The sequence below is a fragment of the Enterobacter sp. GER_MD16_1505_Eko_090 genome, assembly GCF_003331015.1.
Classification (GTDB): Bacteria; Pseudomonadota; Gammaproteobacteria; order Enterobacterales; family Enterobacteriaceae; genus Enterobacter; species Enterobacter roggenkampii.
Window position 1 is genome coordinate 48,059 of sequence record NZ_PUQF01000025.1, and the last position, 19,373, is coordinate 67,431.

The window sequence follows — 19,373 nt, forward strand, 5'->3', positions numbered from 1 at the left end:
TAAGAATCACTTCTGCTGCTCATCTCCGGGTTTATTATATTCGGGCGCATTTGCGCGCGGCAGCTGCTGACTGTTCTGCCGATGAACGTCAAGCCGTTCACGAAAATACTGGCGAAGATGTTCAGGCTGTTCCCGTTCAACAAGCTCAGGCACAACAGGCTTGTTCATCCTTTCCTGCCAGGCAACGGCAGCGGCGGCTTTATCGACTGAGACCTTATCCTGATCATCTTTTGAGAAAGAGGCGATATTCCACTTCGACATATGCTTCACCGGTCTGCTTTACAGGAAGATATCCCTGATAATACGCGCTTTCCCGGGCAACAGCGACTGACAACGGAGAGGAGAGTGCGCGGCGCCGGAGGCGCGGCGAAGTTTCTCTCCGGCAGGCGCAGCCTGCCCGGTTTTTCGCGCGGGCTGACAGGCGCCCTCCGGCCCGGACGCCTGCCATCATACTTACTGGCCTTTTCCACCCTGTAAGATGAAATGACCGCCGATGTACACGGCACACTGACAGGTCATGTATTCGCAGATTTCATCCATCACCTGCGCGGTGGTCAGTTCCCGCTGACCGGCATCACGTCGGCGGGCATTAATCAGGGCTTTGTACTGTCGCAGGATCTCGCGGGTTTCCGATGCAAGTTTCATACGTTTTCTCCTTAACCGGCGGGTTTCCCCGCCGGACATTAATCAGTTGCTGAAGACATAGCCGTCATGGAACACATAACCGCTGCTGAACAGGTCACGCGCCCAGGCTTCAAAATCGAAATAGCTGCGCAACGGCTCCGGCACCTCATTTAACAGGCCGTTGTCCTCCACCATCTCCCGCGCATAGTCTTCCTCGCTTTCCGCCTCGCCGCGGTACGCATCATCAAACGCGTCATAGTCACATTCGCCGGTATACTCCGCCCAGGCGATAAAAGCGGCTTCCTTGCCCTCTTCTTCGGCGCGTTTGTAAGCGGCGATAAAATCCCAGTCAATGGAGCATTCAGAGACGAACTGCGACGGAATGCCCTCCCAGTCCTGGAACATAAACTCGGCATCCCATTCATCGGCATGCAGTGCCTGACAGGCCTCGTAAAAATCTTCCCTGCCGTTAAACTCCGTCAGATCAAACCATTTGCCGAAAATGCTGCCGCAGTTGTATTTGTGATACGTGCCCACGTAAACAGCCGGTGTGGTGGTTGTAGTGCGCATAAAAAATCCTCCATAGTCGATGTCGTCTGAGTTCCGGCTTACGCCGTGCCGACACGACAGCCGGGCGAAAAGCGGAGGATGCAAGGGCGTCACCGAAGCCGCAGCGCAGTAAAAAAGCAGGAGCTGGCTGGACGGTTTGACGGCGAAAATTGAGCCGGAAAACGACGGGAAGACGGCGGATAACGTATGAAATAAACTGCGACCGGGTGAAGGTGACGGCGTTTACGCTTCCCTTGCATCAGCCGCGGCCCGGCTATAGTAGAGGCACGGCGTTTGCCGCAGGCCGCACGGGACGTTACTCACCGCGAAGCCGGAACAACGTGAAGGAAGAGCCGTAAAAGTGGAGCCGGCGACATCCTTCGTGGTGGATTCAGGGGGCCGCCGCCCCCTGCTGTTCGCTACACTGGCCGGATTGCTGACAGGGCATTGCGGACAAGACTGATTTCTGCACGCGCTTCTGCCATGACCTCATGTAACAGGGTTAAATCCATCCACCGGCGCGGAGGCTCGCCCGGAATACGCAGCACATCGCACATCTGGCCACATGCCAGGATTTGATCAACATTGTCGCTGATAACAAAGAACTCGACGCTGCTGTAGCGTGCCCCTTTGTTCAGGATGGCATCGAGCACCACCGGCAAATTGTCATCATCGTCCAGCCAGCAGGGCATATCATTTTCCTTCACAACCAGACGGAAGTTTCGGGTCTGGCGATAAAACAGCGTTTCCCCGCGCGTGGTCAGCGCCGCCTTTATCCGGCGCGCATCCTCCCATACCTGCCGGGAGATATCCCGCACCGCGCGGGACAGGCAATCCGTTACAGCCTGAATCTCCGGCTCCGTCAGCCATTCCCCGGCCCAGGGGAACGCTATCTGTGTTCCGTCCTCCGGAAGCTGCGGCGCGTCGGCATAGCGGCTGCCGGATAAAATAATCTGCGCTGGCGTCCCGGCTATTTTTGTCATGGCACTTTGCAGCTCTGCGGGTACGTCACCGGTACAAAGCAAAGGCAGCAGATGAACAATATTTGCCGCATCCAGACGGACATAAATGCTTATCCATCCCGGTTTATTGACCGGATCACGCTGATCAACATCGGTATGGTCAGGCCATCCATAATCAGCAATCAAATCGCGCGCACGGCGCATAACAAGGGCGGTTAACGTGGTGATTTCCTGCATAATGGGTTCCTCTGAACGGGGTCAGTACACGCCGCCCGGGCGGCGTGTTGATTTCAGTTTTTCAGTAAGGCGCGAACTTTCGCCGCATCAGCCAGGCGGCGGGTAACGCTTTCCGGGACCGGATGATTGCTGTCACGGGCGGTCCATTCCCTGTGCCATAACGCCTGTTCGGCAGTGGTCAGCAGGGTTTCAAGCAGGTCAGCCGGCACACTCACCGCCGCTGCGGCCTGTTTCACCTGTTCAATCAGATCCATCACCGCACCGGCAGACACGCCCGATTCAAGCCGTTGTTCCTCCGGAATGGCGTCCATACGCGCCAGTACCACCCTTGTGTCCTGCTCCGAAACAGCATATTCCATTCCGTCGGCCAGCGCTTCGATATCCGCCGGGGACCAGACAATGAGGTTCAGCGGGGTTTCTGCGGGATACTGTTCACGCAACAACTGGCAGAGGGTTTCACAGGTTCCGTACATATTTTTCTCCTCTGTCCTTAAAGCAGGCATCCAACTCAAGAATTTCGTTGTATGCCGCCATAAACAGGGCATTGATGCGAAAAAGGGTCTGACGGGTCAGGCGTTCGGCCAGCACATCGGAGTCAAAGCGATAGCGGTGCTCCATCCCGTTCAGCGTCGCCCGCAGGTCACACATGCTGTTGGCGATTTCCGCCACTTCTGCGCGGAGTTTTTCGTGTCCGGCATAGTTCATTACGCGGCCTCCGGGAACTCGTCGTTAGCGGCCGGGTACTGCATGGCGCGCCGGACGGCGGCCAGACGTTGCTGTCCGGCCCGGTGATACTGCTCCAGCAGTTCAATACCGATGTAACGACGGCCAGCCTGGAGGGCGGCCACACAGGTGGAGCCACTTCCGGCAAAGGGGTCGAGCACAATTGCGCCGGGATGTGTGAAAGACTCAATCAGCGGTTGCAGGCTGGTTACGGGTTTTTCTGTCGGGTGGTGCCGGTTGCCTGAATATTTCCACGCAATCACGTCATTCAACGGGTTTTGCGGCAGGGACGGACGACCTTTTGCAAGGATGTAGGCGCATTCGTGGCGGTAGCCCACATATGCGGCCTTCGATGTGTAGGTTTTAGGGAAAACCAGATGACCAACAACGCTGAACCCGGCCTGTTTCCACGCAGCCATAAAGCGATCGACGCGGTTCCAGCCGTAGAAGCTCACCATCAGCGCGTCTTTTTTCAGCACGCGATACATCTCATGGCTGGCGGGTTGCAGCCATTCATCGGTTTTATCGCCGGCGATGGTACGCCCCTGACGGTCACGAAAACCGACGAGATATGGCGGGTCGGTCAGAATGAAATCGACAGCATTATCCGGAAAGCCGGACACGATATGGACGCAATTACCCTGGATAAATCGGGACATGGTAGTTCTCCTTTCTCAAATGCGGCGCCAGTTACGCCGTGCCGATACGACAGCCGGGCGAAAAGCGGAGAATGCAGGGGCGGTGCCGCAAGCCGCAGCGCAGTGAAAAAGCAGACGCTGGCTGGACGGTTTGACGGCGAAAATTGAGACGGAAAACGACGGGAAGACGGCGGATAATGCCTTTGAAATAAACTGCGACCGGGTGAGGACACCGGCAGAGCGAACCCTTGCATTCGAAGCGGCCCGGCTACAGTAGCGGCACGGCGGCCACACGATGGCAGGAACCTGAAAAACGGCCTATGTTCTGAACTGAAGAAAACACAGATTTCGCATGCGAAATCTACACCGGAGAAACGATAATGTGCGGTCGGTTTACGCAGTACAACTCCCGCGAGGAGTACCTGGCCTTTCTCGGAGAAGAAGCAGAACGGGACATCCCGTATGATCCGGAGCCCGTCGGCCGCTACAACGTTGCGCCCGGAACCCGGGTATTACTGCTGAGTGAACGCCGCTCGCAGCTGCATCTTGATCCTGTTCACTGGGGTTATGCGCCGGAGTGGTGGAACAAGCCCGCTCTAATCAACGCCAGAAGTGAAACTGCGGCTGGCAGCCGGATGTTCAGGCCACTCTGGGAGCACGGACGGGCCATTATTTTTGCTGACGGCTGGTTTGAGTGGAAACAGCAAAACGGCGTGAAACAGCCGTTTTTCATTTACCGCAAGGACGGAAATCCACTCCTGCTCGCTGCCATCGGGAAACCACCTTTTGAGAATGGTAATGACCTGGAAGGATTCCTGATCGTCACGGCAGCTGCGGATGAGGGACTGCTGGATATTCACGATCGGCGACCGTTCGTGTACTCACCGGATGCCGCACGTAAATGGCTCAGTGAAAACACAACCGGTAAAGAGGCGGAAGACATTGCCCGTGAGGGCAGTCTTTCCGCCGAAGATTTCACATGGCACCCCGTCAGCCGGGCTGTTGGCAATCCCGGGAACCAGGGCAGGGAACTTATAGAGCCACTGGCTTAGCAGACGGTGAGATACCCGGCATCCACTCACAGGGTTATGCACCGTTTCTGTGGATAACCCAGAGCCTGTTTTATCCGGCAGAACAATAACCTGGCAGGAGCCGGTAAAATTCTCCTTGCAGGACGGGAAATATCTTAAATAATACTGTATATAAAAACAGGCATTTTAAGAGGTATGCCATGATCCTTTTTGTCACTCCCGCATCTGAACCAGCACTGTCCACCGCACCACTTTTCACAGAGCGCTGTCCGGCAGGTTTTCCGTCACCGGCCGCGGACTATACCGAAGACGAACTGGATCTGAATGCCTATTGTATCCGTCGCCCCAGCGCGACCTACTTTGTCCGGGCCATTGGCGACTCGATGAAAGATATGGGCCTGCACTCCGGCGATTTAATGGTTGTCGACAAAGCCGAAAAACCCATACAGGGGGATATTGTCATCGCAGAAACAGATGGCGAGTTCACCGTTAAACGCCTGCAGCTTAAACCCCGAATCGCCCTGCTGCCGATGAATCCCGCCTACCCCACCCTCTACCCGGAGGAACTGCAGATATTCGGCGTGGTGATGGCATTCATACATAAGACGCGGGGTACTAACTGATGTTTGCGCTCGCTGATGTGAATTCGTTCTATGCGAGCTGCGAGAAAGTTTTTCGTCCCGACCTGCGGAACAAACCTGTTGTTGTTCTTAGCAACAACGACGGCTGTGTAATAGCGCGAAGTGCCGATTATGTGGAATTGCAAGTAACACTGTGATGCAGATGAAGCGAACTTCATCTGACTATAATATTGATATCGTTTTCCGCAACAATCAGCATCACAGCAGGTAAACCTTCCACACTCATTTTTTGATGTAACTTTTTGATTAAATTATCATCTTCATTACTGGCTTTCGCTGAAAATCCTTGAGGATGGGAGTGCCATTCACCAACATAATCGACAACACGAGCGGTCAGCTGCTGAACCCGTTCTAATGCTTCCTTTTGTCCCTCTTCTCCTCGGACAAAGAAGGCTGGTGAGGATTTACTGTCGATAGGTTCTGGGAGCACATCAACCAGAATAATAGTCTTGTTCTTAAAATCAGTTATGCCCACAATAGCGCCCCCGGTTTCATTCGGTAGGGCCTGTAAACGGGTGTGTCTCAGTTTTTGTTCTAAGCCTTGATCGTATCTAACAATCCATTCGCCAGCAATTACAGATACCACAGGGTAAAGCTCAATTTCATGAGCGCTCACTGCACCTGAATTTTCATCAGACACCCAGATACATAATCGAGCATCATCCTTAAGGACGGTCTGCCGTAGTTGGCGCGACAGGATACCAGCATGAACGTGAATACATTCGTTAGACATACGTACAGAAATATCCCGACATCCACCACCGACCCAACGATCACCATAATTGTGCTGTAGGTGAGTGTTTCCCCACTCGCTGCTCAAAATTGCCCGGTAGTATTGCCCCTCAATTGCATCAATTCGGCACTGTCTGTCTGTATCCTCTATTAACATCACGCTGGCCTTGCCTGATGGTGTCAGAAACAGACTAACTGTTCTGGGTATATCATCTTTTAACGCTAGGGTCCTAGGCACCTCAAAGGTGGTACTGACATCCACAACTAAGTGAGCCTCATTCACAGCTCTGGCAATATCATGATCGTCATCAAGAATACTTTTATTGATCGCTCCGGGGAGAGGTTCATGTGGATAAATACTACCTGCGAGGTGCCGAAGAATATCAGTTTTAGGGTATCCAATATGATCATCAACCCCAATATGGCGGGGCAGATTATGTGGAAGGAGTTTGTCAGGATCGATAAATGTCCAGTGTCCCCAGCCGACTCGTATCCAGATATCAGCTAATGTGCCGCCAAGAGCCCCAACGCCAGCCAGAACACCATAGAAAGATGCATTATCAGAATCAACAGCAGAAATGTCTCTTGCTCGTGCAGCATTCATAGCCGAACGTATTTCGACAGGTAACAGTGGTAATTGTTGCCATTGTGTACCTCTTACGCCACCAAGTAGTCGGAAACGGTGCTGTATTCCCCGCTCATTCCTAGGGGCAAGTATGTCTAATACGCTGGCAAGTTCGTAGAGTGAGCGTTCCACGATATAGCCCATAACATCAGTACGTTCTGTTTTACCATCCCTTAAACGAGGAACCCATAGCAGAATTAGCAAACCTTCCTTTTCACCAGAGCTAGGGCGAAGACCTGTATCAGGTATAGCATCATAAACAGCATCAGCGAGTGGCTGGAGAAGTTCACTTCCCCAGGATTGAAGCTGCTCTTCCAGTTTTTTCAGATTGTCAGGATATGAAGCAACTAATGAGGCTTCAACTGGTGGGACGGCAATGGTTAATAAGCGAAATGGTCTGATGCCCTGATTAGAATGTTCAGGTACAGCCCTTAAAATTATCGGCTTACCATTGCTGACCATCTGGAGGCTGAGTTTATGAGCTGCGGCATGATTATAATCAAGATAATTCGGGTGATGCTGCCAACTTACTGATTTAGTGTATGATGGTGTTTTTGAGGTGCTCCAGTGGCTTCTGTTTCTATCAGCTGTCCCTCCTGTTCAGCTACTGACGGGGTGGTGCGTAACGGCAAAAGCACTGCCGGACATCAGCGCTATCTCTGCTCTCACTGCCGTAAAACATGGCAACTGCAGTTCACTTACACCGCTTCTCAACCCGGTACGCACCAGAAAATCATTGATATGGCCATGAATGGCGTTGGATGCCGGGCAACCGCCCGCATTATGGGCGTTGGCCTCAACACGATTTTACGTCACTTAAAAAACTCAGGCCGCAGTCGGTAACCTCGCGCATACAGCCGGGCAGTGACGTCATCGTCTGCGCGGAAATGGACGAACAGTGGGGCTACGTCGGGGCTAAATCGCGCCAGCGCTGGCTGTTTTACGCGTATGACAGGCTCCGGAAGACGGTTGTTGCGCACGTATTCGGTGAACGCACTATGGCGACGCTGGGGCGTCTTATGAGCCTGCTGTCACCCTTTGACGTGGTGATATGGATGACGGATGGCTGGCCGCTGTATGAATCCCGCCTGAAGGGAAAGCTGCACGTAATCAGCAAGCGATATACGCAGCGAATTGAGCGGCATAACCTGAATCTGAGGCAGCACCTGGCACGGCTGGGACGGAAGTCGCTGTCGTTCTCAAAATCGGTGGAGCTGCATGACAAAGTCATCGGGCATTATCTGAACATAAAACACTATCAATAAGTTGGAGTCATTACCTATATTTCGTTCTTTTTCCCAGCAATCAATGTATTCCCCTACGATTGGATCAACAGGTTTGGTGAAGGCCGTGCTGGTTTTGTTCACGGGGACATCCAGCAAACATATCCGAGAGCCGCCCTGATGTTCATCATTTTGCCAGCGTATACAGCCTGTTCGCATCCGCAAAATTTCATCACGACGCAACCCACCAAACAGCCAGAGAACACATAATGCACGAACCATAGAAAATGGGTAGCGATAGTAAAGTTGTTCACCATAATGCAGATCCTGCTCCTGCAGGTTCAACCCTGCCCAGACAAGTTTACTCCATATATCATCAGCAACGACTCTTGGTGCAGGGCCAATACTGGCCCGGATAGCGCGGGGTAAACGGAACGTTCTGACAGGATTAAATCGGACGATAATAAGCCCCCATTCCTGAAGGTCTCGAAAAAAAACTCTGATAGCCTGTAAAATCCCCGCCCGTGCAGAGGCTGTCATTAACTGGCCTATTCGATTCTGATACATATGGCGCGGTTCAGACCACTGGCCTATTTTCATTTGACACACTGCAGCTACGTATTCAAGTGCGATGTCCCGGCTCCAGTCTGCAGGAGAATGTATATCAGGGTGAGTGGCTTTCAGCCAGCGCCCACACTGCAGGATGCGGTACCATGTACTGAGTTCAGATGATGGTGCTTTAATAGCGGTTTTACGCCAGCGTTCACACCATCGCAACCATTCTTCCGGAACGTTACTGGTTGCACGATATTCCCCGTGAGGCCGTCTGCGCTCAAGAATACGATGGTCAATGCCCGCTGGGAACAGCCCCATCGCAGCAAATATCCTTGACAAGGTGGCCGCAGAGCGACGCATATAAACAGGCCCGTAAGTTATTACTCGCTTAAGTGTTTCCAGTTCCAATTTTTCAGGATCAACCTGCCGCTGACAAAGCATAGACAGCAGTAGCGCATTACGAATGTTATTGTCAGCAGCGACAAAGCCGAGGCGCTGCATGTTCTCCTGAAGCTTGTTTACCGCCGCCTCTGTCGCCGGGCGGCCAAAAACTTTGACAGAAAGCCGATAATGATAAAAGCAGCCAGCCGCCTCAAGTCGATTAAATCCGCACAGTAACCAAGCAATCGCGAGGACATACTGTCGACAATTACCACAGCTGCCATATTTTTTGCGAAATACCTCTTCACTGCTGCACAGCACTTCGAGCCAGTCGTCCTGGGTCCATGACCAGTAGTTTTTTTCCAGCCGGTGCATTTCCAGAATGATGTCATGAATTGCAGAATTGGTTGTTGTGGATGCGGCATTCATCCACTTTAATGCTGCTCTGAGTGGAATTATCAGGCGAGAAAGCCTTTGTCTTACACAGTTCGACCAGTTTTGTTTATGACGTCCAACAACATACTGAGCCAGCTTTATCAAAGTATCTCGTTCAATCGGCTGTAATTCGGGAGAACAATCCCAGTCAGGATCAGGTTGCCATACTTCGTAGTCAAAAGGGGCTGGCGCATCATATTCAGTTTTCATTGCCATCCGTATTGTCCCCCTTTAAATGGTGTAACCGATGTTCATGTATCGACGCCATACCTGCGTTAAATTTTTCCGTAAGATCACGCGCACTAAGATGGATATAAAGTAACGTTGACTGGATACTCTGATGGCCGGCAAACGTAGCGATCTCATGAATATCCCAGTCAGCTCTGGCGAGATCGGTCAGACATAGATGTCTGAAGGTATGCGTACTCAATTGGGGTAGCCCCGCCTGCATTGCCAACGACCTTACGATCTTGGACCAGGTCCACCGGGTTATTGGCGCAGTTCTGTTGCGACAGGAATAAGAAAGAAACAGTGGGCCACGGGAAGTATTTAATTGTCGCCGTTCTGCTAACCAGAGGAAATATAACTCTCCGGTTACGACAGAATAGGGCACAACCCGACCTCGCTTAGTTTTTGTCGTTTCAGCCCGAACTGTTAGCAAGCGACGAGAAGGGTCAATATCGCCGGTAGCAACGGAGCACAACTCTTCCCGGCGCAGGGCACAGTCGTACGCAAGAGATAGCATAAAACGATTACGTATTGTGGTCTGGCGGGCTGCGATAAGTAAGTTTTCCCAGTCACGGTCACTCGGTATCCATGGCAGGCGTCGCTGTGCCTGAATGAGCCCCCTGCGCCCACCTCCGCCAGGATGCCAGCTGCCTCTCATAACGGGGTTCAGTACTATTAATCCTTCTTCTCGCAGGTAGTCACAATATAATCGAACGATAGTGAGTCGATGACGAAGGCTGGCAGCCGCCAGATTGCGGGAGATATTAAGATGCCGAACATACAAAGCCAGGATCTCCCGGCTGGCTTCTGTAGGGCTCACATCATTCTGGCGACAAAAACGCAGCCAATCATCGATCCCACGGGCATAAGCTTCAACCGTATTTGGCGCCTTCAGCAAACTTTCCTGTAAGCATAACCAGCGAAAAGCTGTAGGCTCAGCCATCATGTAAGGTAAAGATGCCAGCAACGATGCACGCATACACTTTCCTTCCGAGTCAGAAAGCACAACCTAAGGATAGTCAATTCCAAATAACATATAAGCCAAACGGCTGGGTATAAAGATGGGAACCCCCTGGTTCCAGCTCAAAGAGGCGCAGTTTCCTGAAAAACTGTACGTTTTTTCCAGCAACTACGAGCTCTACGCGAGCCTGAGTAACCGTGTGGTCGCCCTGCTGGAAGAGCTGTCGCCCCGCGTCGAACAATACTCAATTGACGAATGTTTCCTGGATGCCCGAGGAATTGGCCACTGTATGGATCTGGAGGATTTTGGCAGGCAGCTGCGTGGGCATGTTCTCAGTGGAACCGGACTGACGATCGGTGTCGGCTTCGGCGCCACAAAAACACTGGCCAAATCGGCGCAGTGGGCGTCAAAGGAATGGCCACAATTCAGTGGGGTGCTGGCGCTGTCGCCCGAAAATCCACGCAGAACGGCAAAATTACTCAGCCTGCAGCCGGTGGAAGAAATCTGGGGCGTGGGGAACCGGATAGCGAAAAAGCTGCACGTTATGGGGATCACCACTGCCCTGCAGCTGTCGCTGACGAACCCCACATTTATCCGGAAAAACTTCAACGTAGTGCTGGAGCGCACGGTACGTGAGCTGAACGGCGAGAGCTGCATTTCGCTGGAGGAAGCGCCGCCGCCGAAACAGCAGATTGTCTGCAGTCGCAGCTTCGGGCAGCGGATCACCACCTACGAAGAAATGCGCCAGGCCGTCTGCCAGTATGCCGAGCGCGCGGCGGAAAAGTTGCGCGGTGAGCGACAGTACTGCCGGCATATCAGCACCTTCATCAAGACGTCCCCTTTTGCGGTTAATGAGCCGTATTACGGTAACGTGGCCACGGAAAAACTGAACACCCCTACCCGTGACACCCGGGACATTATCGCGGCAGCGGTCAGGTCTCTGGACAGGATCTGGCTCGATGGCCACCGCTACGCAAAAGCGGGGATAATGCTCAATGATTTCAGTCCGAACGGCGTCGCGCAGCTGAATCTGTTCGATGACGTGCAGCCACGGCCGCACAGCGATGCGCTGATGAAGGTGCTCGACGGCATTAATCATTCCGGACTCGGGAAAGTCTGGTTTGCCGGACGGGGTATTGCGCCGGACTGGCAGATGAAACGGGAGATGCTGTCACCGGCATATACCACCCGCTGGAAGGAGCTGCCGGTTGCCCGTTTCTGACCGTCGAAATGACAGACGGGACTTGCTGCAAGAGCTTACTTTACCGATCATACAGATGACTTGTCTCAGGGGGGAACCATGACAAATATCATTCTGTGTGATGTGACTGCCAGCATCAGCGAACTTAAAAACGATCCGGTGGCCACCGCCAGTGCCGGCGGCGGCTACCCGGTCGCGATTATTGACCGCAACCGCCCTGTTTTTTATTGTGTGCCCGCGGCTCTGTATGAACAAATGCTCGATGCGCTGGACGAAAAAGACCTGGTGCAATTGATCACAGAACGTCAAAACCAGCCGCTGCGTGAAGTGGATCTCAATCAGTATCTGTGATGTGCTCCGGTGCGAGGAGCAAGGAATGTATTAAATCAATGTTAAGGAACAATATGGGTAGCAAAATCGCAGGTGTGGTTTTCTTATTCTTCACTATCTGGGGAATGGCTTCAGTGATTGAATTGCAGTACTGGCGTAACGCTGATACCTATCCTGTCTGGCTGACAAAACATCTCCGGATCTCTCCCGAAAATAACGAAAAGAGCCTGATAAGGATAGGAATGGAAACCTTTGACAAGGTATGTGGTGATAACAGGGGCCTCCTTGCCGTCACCCAAAAACAAAACGGTATGTTTATGCGCTGTGATGATTCCCCCGGATTTTTTTCATGGTTCAGCGGCGTTTACAAAGTCAGTTAATCAGATAACGTGTTGGACTTTCAATATGTTACCCACACGGTTATCCCCCGTTACTGTGGATAATCAATATATTGTGTCTCAGACAGCTGCTTTTTCTACCATATGTTGTGTCCCTGATATCCCCTCGGACGGCGTGACAAACGACATCACACTGGAGACGCTGATGACGGGACCATGTTCATCCAGGGTCGTAAGAACGGCCGGGACTGGTTACCGGCCGGACGAAGGACCGGCCAACGCGCAGCGGCGGCAGCTGGTTTTAAAAATGCTGGCGGAAATTTAAAATTAAGCCGCACACCCCGCGAAATTTTGCAAATTTCACTCAACATGCTTCGTTCAGATCCCAACAGAGCTTTCACCATCACCTGTAATAGCCGCCCTGCTGCGTGATTACTCCGCTCAACAGGTTGCTGGCGACAAGCCAATACCTGTTCGTGACAGGCATTGCTTAACCGTTGTCCCAAACTAATAATGTGCCGACGATGCAGGTGGGACCGTGGTCCCAGGCCGATAAGCTGACCGGCGATGCAGGTGGGACCGTGGTCCCAGGCAGGTAAGCTGACCGATGACGCAGGTGGGACCGTGGTCCCAGTCAGATAACCTGACCGACGACGCAGGTGGGACCGTGGTCCCAGACAGATAACCTGACCGATGACGCAGGTGAGACCGTGGTCCCAGGCAGATAACCTGACAGACGATGCAGGTGGGACCGTGGTCCCAGACAGATAAGCTGACCGATGACGCAGGTGGGACCGTGGTCCCAGGCAGATAAGCTGACCGACGATGCAGGTGGGACCGTGGTCCCAGGGAGATAACCTGACCGACGACGCAGGTGGGACCGTGGTCCCAGTCAGATAACCTGACCGATGACGCAGGTGGGACCGTGGTCCCAGACAGATTACCTGACCGGCGATGCAGGTGGGACCGTGGTCCCAGGCAGATAAGCTGACAGATGACGCAGGTGGGACCGTGGTCCCAGGCAGATAAGCTGACCGACGATGCAGGTGGGACCGTGGTCCCAGGGAGATAACCTGACCGGCGATGCAGGTGGGACCGTGGTCCAAGGCAGATAAGCTGACAGATGACGCAGGTGGGACCGTGGTCCCAGAGAGAATATTCAGGCCAGTTATGTTTTCTGGCCTGTGAGAAAGGAAATGAAGTAAAGGGAGATCACCGTAGAATAATGCGTGTCCGCATCAGACTCCTGGTTTCTCAAGCTCCTTAAGAATGGCTTCTATTTTCTCTATACACTCCGCAGGAATGCGGGACTTATCCAGGTTAAGCACCATTTTATCGCCCTTATACAATGCTGTTGCCCCTGGAGCAAACTGATGACGTGAGCTCAGATTAACTCTTGATGCGGGAGATTGTTTCAGTACGGATGTTAAAAGACTAATGACCTCTTCAGCTTCAAAGATTAGTCCCGCTTTCTTCTGATCGTGGAGAGTCTCAGCCTGCTGCTTCAGTAATTCTTCTTTATCTGCAAAAGCCTTCTGAAGGGCTTCACCTGACCGGGCAGACAGTTCTCCAGGATGTGCAAACAGGGCAACAACGGATTTAGGCAGTTTGGCCGTATTAATACAGCGGGTAATGATCTTACGAGAAATGTTTTCCGCATCGGCAAGCGCAGAAATATTTCCTGCAAACTCATTCTGCAGCCGGCTTGTATAACGCAGGCCACGTTCATAAGCACTCGTCGGCCGATAATCGTTACCCAGTCGGGACAATGCAGCCATCTGCTCATCGTCCAGTTCACCAACCAGAACGCGATAATCACTTTCCGTCAGGATTGCGGCTTTACGGCGACGGCTGCCGTCTGCAATTTCTATGACATCAGAAACCCGGCGGCCGAAAGCTGGAGTCTGCTGACCGGTCAGTAAAAATGAAGGAATGAGATCATCCAGAGCATCTTCGGTAAGTAGTTCCTGATCGCGCTCATTGCCTGACCATACGCGTGAAGCGCTCTCAACAGAGTCTCCCCGGAGCACCTCAAGGGTAAATTTTACTTCCCGTCCACTTACCGGAAGAGAGATTGCATTACCGCGGGCCATAGCACCCACGCGCGCAATTAATGAATCCACCATCGGCGCGGCCGGCGCCGGTGATGAAGTATCTTCAGTCGATTGAGTATGTGTGGTATGTCTTGGAATGACAGGAGCACGCTTCATTATCTAATCTCCCAGCGTGGTTTAATCAGACGATCAAAAATCTCATTGCAAACAGGCTCCCAGATAGAGAGGGCATTACGCCAGGCACCGGTTGAAGAACGTTGATCAATAGCCTGTTCAAAAACGGTTCTCATACGGATCTGACCTTTGCCGACTTCATCCGTTTCGCGCACAACATTTTTAAGGACCATGCTTCCCCAGGCATCCCGAATTTGTTCTTCCATCCACGGGGACTGCGAGCCATTATTATTACTGTATTTGGTAAGCAGAATACGGACATCTGGCTCGAAGCCTTTAAGATCCACGTTCTTAAGCAGGTCACGAAGCATATCGAAAAACTGCAGTGCGGAGGTGTAGTCGAACAGCTCTGCCGGAGTAGGGACAATCAGAACATCAGCAGCGCATACAACATTTATCGTACCGATACCAAGGTTGGGTGCGCTGTCGATAACTATCACGTCATAATCATGAGCGACAGTTTCAATGGCCAGACGGAGCATCAGGTGCGGGTCAGCAGGTAATTTGCCTTCGTCAAATTTCCCCATCAGCTCGGTTTCAATGCGGTGCAGTGCCAGACAGGACGGGATGATATCAAGGCCAGGCCAGCAGGTGGGCTTTATAGCGTAGCTGGCGTCATCCTTTTCCCCAAGATAAAAGGGCAGGAGAGTGTCCTCAGCATGAATATGAAGATCGGGCACCCATCCGTGATACATAGAAGCAGTTCCCTGTGGGTCATTGCCTTCAACAAGCAGAACACGGAGTCCTTTCAGAGCAAGATCCTGAGCCAGGTGAACGGATACTGAGGTTTTGTAAACACCACCTTTGTGAGCTGCAACGCCAATCACCGGCGGAAACGCATCTTCAGCACGGCGCAGTCGTGTACCAAATACATCCCGCATGTGATTGATTTGTTCGATGGTATAACCAACGCGTTGCTCAACTCTCCCACGGGTTTCCATATCAGGGTGCGGCAGCCGGCCAGCTTTCTCGGCATCCCTGATAGCCTGAGATGACACGCCAACTAAATCTGCCGCTTCACCAATCCTCCAGCGCCGGGTTATTTTCCGGGCTTCCGGACTGTCATCATTAAACTGTGCAATGGCGATTGCTTTCGTCATTTCATGACCAGCACTTATGCACTGGTTGAGTGTATCCATGAGTCCCATACTGAACATCCTTTAATCATCACTTTGCATTATTTTATTAAATCTTGGAATTTATTGCAAAGCAACAATAAAATCGCAAAGTGCACGAAAAAGTGCAAAGTGAACCACATTGGGTAATGAAAGAACGCAGGGGATTACAAAAGAGTACATACCGCAGTCAATATTAATCACTGCCGCTCGCCGCAGTAAGCGATCTCACACAGTGAGAAAGCGGCGAGGAAGCGGAAAATCACAGAATTCACAGATTGCACGTACGTCGGGTTGCTAAAGATGGCTCGGGATCAGCCAGTTATAATGAAATTGACTGCGGTATGTAATATATTGACTATGGTATGATGCTTACCGCATCTGTGTCGAGGAAGAGGAAAGACGACTCAGCATACCGCAGTCAATGTTTCATTGTTGTACCTGTAGATCTCAATCTTCCAGAGCGTATTCAGGAAAATAAGGCCAGGGTTCTGGATATCTGGTGTGGCGCTTCCGGGCTTGTATCTGGGTTATTCATGGTCTCGATCCAATAATTGATCCCAAGGAGATCATAATGAGATCCAAAAGAGATCCCCGGATCGCTCCAGCATGCGCTGTAACTGGCTTTAACGTCTGTCTGGATCGACTGTGGAATGTAAAATGTTGACTGTTATATGCATAATCTAATACTGTGATATGCAACGGTATTTACTGAGGTATGTATATCCGTTGACTGCGATACGTATTACTACATCCTTTTGTGGATAACCGTTGAGGATCAAGATGACGAGCGAAAATAACAGCTTACTTCTGAACCTTCAGGAGGTTGATAAGACAACCGGTGAAGTTGTTAAGCTGGATGTCAACAGCACCAGTACCGTGCAGCCAGTAGCGCTCATGAGACTCGGTCTCTTCGTCCCAACTCTGAAATCAACAGGGAAGAGCAAGGCGAACCGGAAAAACGTTACAGACGCGACTGAGGAGCTTGTACAGCTGTCCATTGCCAAAAGCGAAGGATACACTGACGTTAAGATCACCGGTTCGCGTCTTGATATGGACACGGATTTTAAAGTCTGGCTGGGGATAATTCGCTCCATGTCGGAGTATGGGGTAAAAAGTGACACCCTGGAACTGTCGTTCGTCGAATTCGTTAAGATGTGCGGATTTGACTCCCGTCGTTCAAACAAAAAAATGCGCGATCGCATCAGTAATTCCCTGTTTAAACTCGCCTCGGTTACGCTGAAGTTCCAGAGCGAGACCAAAGGATGGACCACACATCTGGTGCAGTCAGCCTATTATGACATCAACGAGGATATCGTTGAGATCAAGGCTGAACCTAAGCTGTTTGAGCTTTACCACATGGACAGAAGGGTACTGCTGCGGCTGAAAGCCATTGACGCCCTGCAGCGCAAGGAATCAGCCCAGGCGCTTTATACCTACATCGAAAGTCTTCCCCAGAATCCTGCACCTATTTCCATGAAACGGATGCGTGACCGGCTGAATCTCACCTCAAATGTCTATACGCAGAACCACACGGTACGTAAGGCGATGGAGCAGCTGCGGGATATTGGTTATCTGGATTACACTGAGTTTAAACGTGGCCGAGCCACCTATTTCAGCGTGCATTATCGCAACCCCAAACTCATCAGTGGTCCTGTGAAGGTTCCGCGCAAAGAGGAAGAAGAGAAGGCGCCAGAGCAAAATTATGACGAAGTCATTAAGGCGCTGAAGGCTGCTGGCATCGATCCCCTTAAACTGGCCGAAGCTCTCTCAGCGATGAAGCCAGAAAATTGACTGCGATATGCATAACATGACTGCCGGATGCCGCTAAGGACATTCCATTGACTGTGATATGCATCACGCATACCGCAGTCAATATGTGTTCTCCATCATGTCTGCCATGATCGAACAATATTGACTGTCATATGTGATTTCAGGCCGTGATACGCAGATATTGACTACGGTATGCGGGTTTAACGGCGATATTCCCAGGTCTGTGCACTGCTCCACACGTGTTAACATGCCACAGTCAATTTTTCAGTAAAGCTCTATACCCCTTACGAAAATCTCAATCGGATGCTGAGACGGTCATGTTACCTGACGGTATCCGTTCCCCTGTGTATTGCAGGTTTAGCCCGGCAGGATGAGACTGCAGCTGTCTGTATAACCCGGCGCCAGCTTCACACTGCTAAATGCGAACAGGAGACCGATGGCAGAAGGGAGTGAGCCACAGGGGTGAATGACTTTCGCAATTAACGGGATGATTCACTGAGCTTTCAGGAAACAATACACTGTGGGATGTACGGCCTGTGTCCTGTCTTGTCTGCGGTATGTCGATGCCTGCAGGCTTGCAGGTCACCGTGCAAGACCACGGCTGTTCAGTCATCCGAATGATGTCCTGGTGTGCTGGAGCAGGGAGGGGCACTGAATGCGCTCTGCTCCTGTATTTCGTATTAGCGGAATACAGGACGTCATGCCAGGGCCGTCAATCTCAGCCGGCCGGGGGCAGGGAGCGAAGGATCTCCGCGGCATCTCGCCCATCACCGGTAAAGGGAACGGCCAGGGTGGCAGCCATGTCCAGCGCAAATACCCGGGTATAGACTTCCATCGAGCGCGGATCCTTATGCCCGGCCAGTGCCTGGATGACCTTCCTGGGCTGCCGGTGATAAAGCATGTGCATAATATAGCTGTGACGGAAAGTATGCGGCGTCACGGGGATCGAAAAATGCACGCCGTCAGCTTCAGCCCGCTTCACCGCCTGTTTCAGCCAGTTGCGCATTGTCTCATCCGTGACCGGCCATAACGGCTCACGCCGGCGGGGGCGGGTGGTGACCATCCAGCTTTCCATCTGACGCACAAAACTGGCATCCGTCAGCGGTACCAGACGCACTTCATCTTTTGGCGGCCGGCCACGACGTGCCCGCACTTTTTCCGACAGCACCCGAACAAAAGGGCGCAGACCATCCAGGTCGAACGATTCCGGGGTGAGCGTCCGGGCTTCACCGATACGGATCCCGGTATTCCACATGGTGGCGAACAACATGTGGTGACGCTGGTCAGGCATATACCAGAGGAGGGCGCTCACTTCCGGCGCCAGGAGGTAAGCCGGCGTGGCACCTGTTGAGGTGGCCATCCGCCGGAGTGCCACCGCGGTCGCAAAATCAACGCCCGGGGCGATCGGCAGCAGGGAGACGCGTTCTGGTGAATTCTGCAAGGGAATGATGCTGTTCATGAGTTATTTTTCACGTAGCGCACGCACTGTTTATGGATACAGGTATTTTGCACCTGACGGGCCGATCCTGCCATGACAATAAATCGCAGCGCGCGGATCCTTTTGTTGTCTTATCCCGCATTATTGCGGGTAAAACCAAATACGTAAAGGATCCTTTTTCTGCTCAGATCCTCCATGAAGCCAGTAATGACGCGGGTTGATGGCTGTTTTACGGTTTTTGGGAGAATTGGAGTAATGCCAGGATGTACATGTTAGGCAGGAAAAAGAAGAGAAGAGAGCGCTACGCGATTTCCGGCCTGGTACACCCGGCTTTGTTGAATAAATCAGATTTCGGGTAAGTCTCCCCCGTAGCGGGTTGTGTTTTCAGGCAATACGCACGCTTTC

19 protein-coding genes and 2 pseudogenes are annotated in these 19,373 nt (G+C 52.1%); 8 read left to right on the forward strand and 13 right to left on the reverse strand.

The window, feature by feature from the left end; translation table 11 throughout:
* Window positions 1-6 precede the first annotated feature (6 nt).
* The 7 genes from C6A40_RS22200 to C6A40_RS22230 form a co-directional block, all read right to left on the reverse strand.
* Window positions 7-261, reverse strand: coding sequence for a DNA polymerase III subunit theta (locus C6A40_RS22200; protein ID WP_008324193.1), 255 nt, complete (start codon window positions 259-261; stop codon window positions 7-9).
* A 192-nt stretch (window positions 262-453) separates the two neighbouring features.
* Window positions 454-645, reverse strand: a complete 192-nt coding sequence (locus tag C6A40_RS22205; protein ID WP_008324194.1) for a hypothetical protein — start codon at window positions 643-645, stop codon at window positions 454-456.
* A 42-nt stretch (window positions 646-687) separates the two neighbouring features.
* Window positions 688-1,194, reverse strand: coding sequence for an antirestriction protein ArdA (locus C6A40_RS22210; protein WP_114191415.1), 507 nt, complete (start codon window positions 1,192-1,194; stop codon window positions 688-690).
* 398 nt (window positions 1,195-1,592) lie between these two features.
* Window positions 1,593-2,372 (reverse strand): hypothetical protein, encoded by a 780-nt coding sequence (locus C6A40_RS22215; RefSeq protein WP_008324198.1) that lies wholly within the window; start codon window positions 2,370-2,372, stop codon window positions 1,593-1,595.
* A gap of 53 nt (window positions 2,373-2,425) precedes the next feature.
* Window positions 2,426-2,845: a DUF1380 family protein gene (locus C6A40_RS22220; RefSeq protein ID WP_008324200.1), complete on the reverse strand. Its 420-nt coding sequence runs from the start codon at window positions 2,843-2,845 to the stop codon at window positions 2,426-2,428.
* Window positions 2,829-3,077 (reverse strand): hypothetical protein, encoded by a 249-nt coding sequence (locus C6A40_RS22225; protein WP_008324202.1) that lies wholly within the window; start codon window positions 3,075-3,077, stop codon window positions 2,829-2,831. The genes C6A40_RS22220 and C6A40_RS22225 overlap by 17 nt, the downstream gene beginning before the upstream one ends.
* On the reverse strand, window positions 3,077-3,754 hold the full coding sequence (locus tag C6A40_RS22230; protein WP_008324204.1) for a DNA methylase: 678 nt from the start codon (window positions 3,752-3,754) through the stop codon (window positions 3,077-3,079). Before C6A40_RS22230 ends, C6A40_RS22225 begins: the two co-directional genes overlap by 1 nt.
* 359 nt (window positions 3,755-4,113) lie before the next feature.
* Here C6A40_RS22230 and C6A40_RS22235 point away from each other — a divergent pair, with 359 nt between their 5' ends.
* The 3 genes and pseudogenes from C6A40_RS22235 to C6A40_RS22245 form a co-directional block, all read left to right on the forward strand.
* Window positions 4,114-4,785 carry an SOS response-associated peptidase family protein gene (locus C6A40_RS22235; RefSeq protein WP_008324206.1) on the forward strand — a complete coding sequence of 224 codons (672 nt, stop codon included), beginning with the start codon at window positions 4,114-4,116 and terminating at the stop codon, window positions 4,783-4,785.
* A 179-nt stretch (window positions 4,786-4,964) separates the two neighbouring features.
* A complete protein-coding gene (umuD, locus tag C6A40_RS22240) occupies window positions 4,965-5,387 on the forward strand; it encodes a translesion error-prone DNA polymerase V autoproteolytic subunit (protein ID WP_008324207.1) in 423 nt (140 codons plus the stop codon).
* Window positions 5,387-5,539 (forward strand): annotated as a pseudogene (locus C6A40_RS22245) (Y-family DNA polymerase); the annotation flags it as partial. The gene umuD and the pseudogene C6A40_RS22245, both read left to right, overlap by 1 nt.
* Window positions 5,540-5,559: 20 nt before the next feature.
* On the opposite strand, the gene C6A40_RS22250 reads toward C6A40_RS22245, so the two are convergent.
* A complete protein-coding gene (locus tag C6A40_RS22250; protein WP_239006527.1) occupies window positions 5,560-7,224 on the reverse strand; it encodes a Mov34/MPN/PAD-1 family protein in 1,665 nt (554 codons plus the stop codon).
* A gap of 105 nt (window positions 7,225-7,329) precedes the next feature.
* Between C6A40_RS22250 and C6A40_RS22260 the strand changes: the two genes are divergently transcribed.
* A protein-coding gene (locus C6A40_RS22260; RefSeq protein ID WP_103215986.1) for an IS1-like element IS1A family transposase occupies window positions 7,330-8,027 on the forward strand; the annotation gives its coding sequence in 2 pieces (ribosomal slippage) (window positions 7,330-7,579 and window positions 7,579-8,027; 699 coding nt in all).
* Here the strand turns inward: C6A40_RS22260 and C6A40_RS22265 are convergent.
* On the reverse strand, window positions 7,962-9,572 hold the full coding sequence (locus C6A40_RS22265) for a hypothetical protein (protein WP_023294860.1): 1,611 nt from the start codon (window positions 9,570-9,572) through the stop codon (window positions 7,962-7,964). The two genes, C6A40_RS22260 and C6A40_RS22265, sit on opposite strands and share 66 nt — an antisense overlap.
* Window positions 9,556-10,563: a tyrosine-type recombinase/integrase gene (locus C6A40_RS22270; RefSeq protein WP_008325196.1), complete on the reverse strand. Its 1,008-nt coding sequence runs from the start codon at window positions 10,561-10,563 to the stop codon at window positions 9,556-9,558. The genes C6A40_RS22265 and C6A40_RS22270 overlap by 17 nt, the downstream gene beginning before the upstream one ends.
* Before the next feature lie 61 nt (window positions 10,564-10,624).
* Between C6A40_RS22270 and umuC the strand changes: the two are divergent.
* The 3 genes and pseudogenes from umuC to C6A40_RS22285 form a co-directional block, all read left to right on the forward strand.
* Window positions 10,625-11,767: pseudogene (gene umuC, locus C6A40_RS22275) on the forward strand (translesion error-prone DNA polymerase V subunit UmuC); the annotation flags it as partial.
* Between the two features lie 78 nt (window positions 11,768-11,845).
* Window positions 11,846-12,097 carry a type II toxin-antitoxin system Phd/YefM family antitoxin gene (locus tag C6A40_RS22280; protein ID WP_004118488.1) on the forward strand — a complete coding sequence of 84 codons (252 nt, stop codon included), beginning with the start codon at window positions 11,846-11,848 and terminating at the stop codon, window positions 12,095-12,097.
* 53 nt (window positions 12,098-12,150) lie between these two features.
* Window positions 12,151-12,456: a hypothetical protein gene (locus tag C6A40_RS22285; protein WP_008325193.1), complete on the forward strand. Its 306-nt coding sequence runs from the start codon at window positions 12,151-12,153 to the stop codon at window positions 12,454-12,456.
* A gap of 1,196 nt (window positions 12,457-13,652) precedes the next feature.
* Here C6A40_RS22285 and C6A40_RS22300 read toward each other — a convergent pair.
* A complete protein-coding gene (locus C6A40_RS22300; protein ID WP_004206785.1) occupies window positions 13,653-14,624 on the reverse strand; it encodes a ParB/RepB/Spo0J family plasmid partition protein in 972 nt (323 codons plus the stop codon).
* A complete protein-coding gene (sopA, locus tag C6A40_RS22305) occupies window positions 14,624-15,790 on the reverse strand; it encodes a plasmid-partitioning protein SopA (protein WP_000523812.1) in 1,167 nt (388 codons plus the stop codon). The genes C6A40_RS22300 and sopA overlap by 1 nt, the downstream gene beginning before the upstream one ends.
* 750 nt (window positions 15,791-16,540) lie before the next feature.
* On the opposite strand from sopA, the gene C6A40_RS22310 reads away from it, so the two are divergent.
* A complete protein-coding gene (locus tag C6A40_RS22310; RefSeq protein WP_000200070.1) occupies window positions 16,541-17,551 on the forward strand; it encodes a RepB family plasmid replication initiator protein in 1,011 nt (336 codons plus the stop codon).
* 697 nt (window positions 17,552-18,248) lie between these two features.
* On the opposite strand, the gene C6A40_RS22315 is transcribed toward C6A40_RS22310, so the two are convergent.
* A complete protein-coding gene (locus tag C6A40_RS22315) occupies window positions 18,249-18,989 on the reverse strand; it encodes a tyrosine-type recombinase/integrase (RefSeq protein WP_001515717.1) in 741 nt (246 codons plus the stop codon).
* Window positions 18,990-19,373 lie beyond the last annotated feature (384 nt).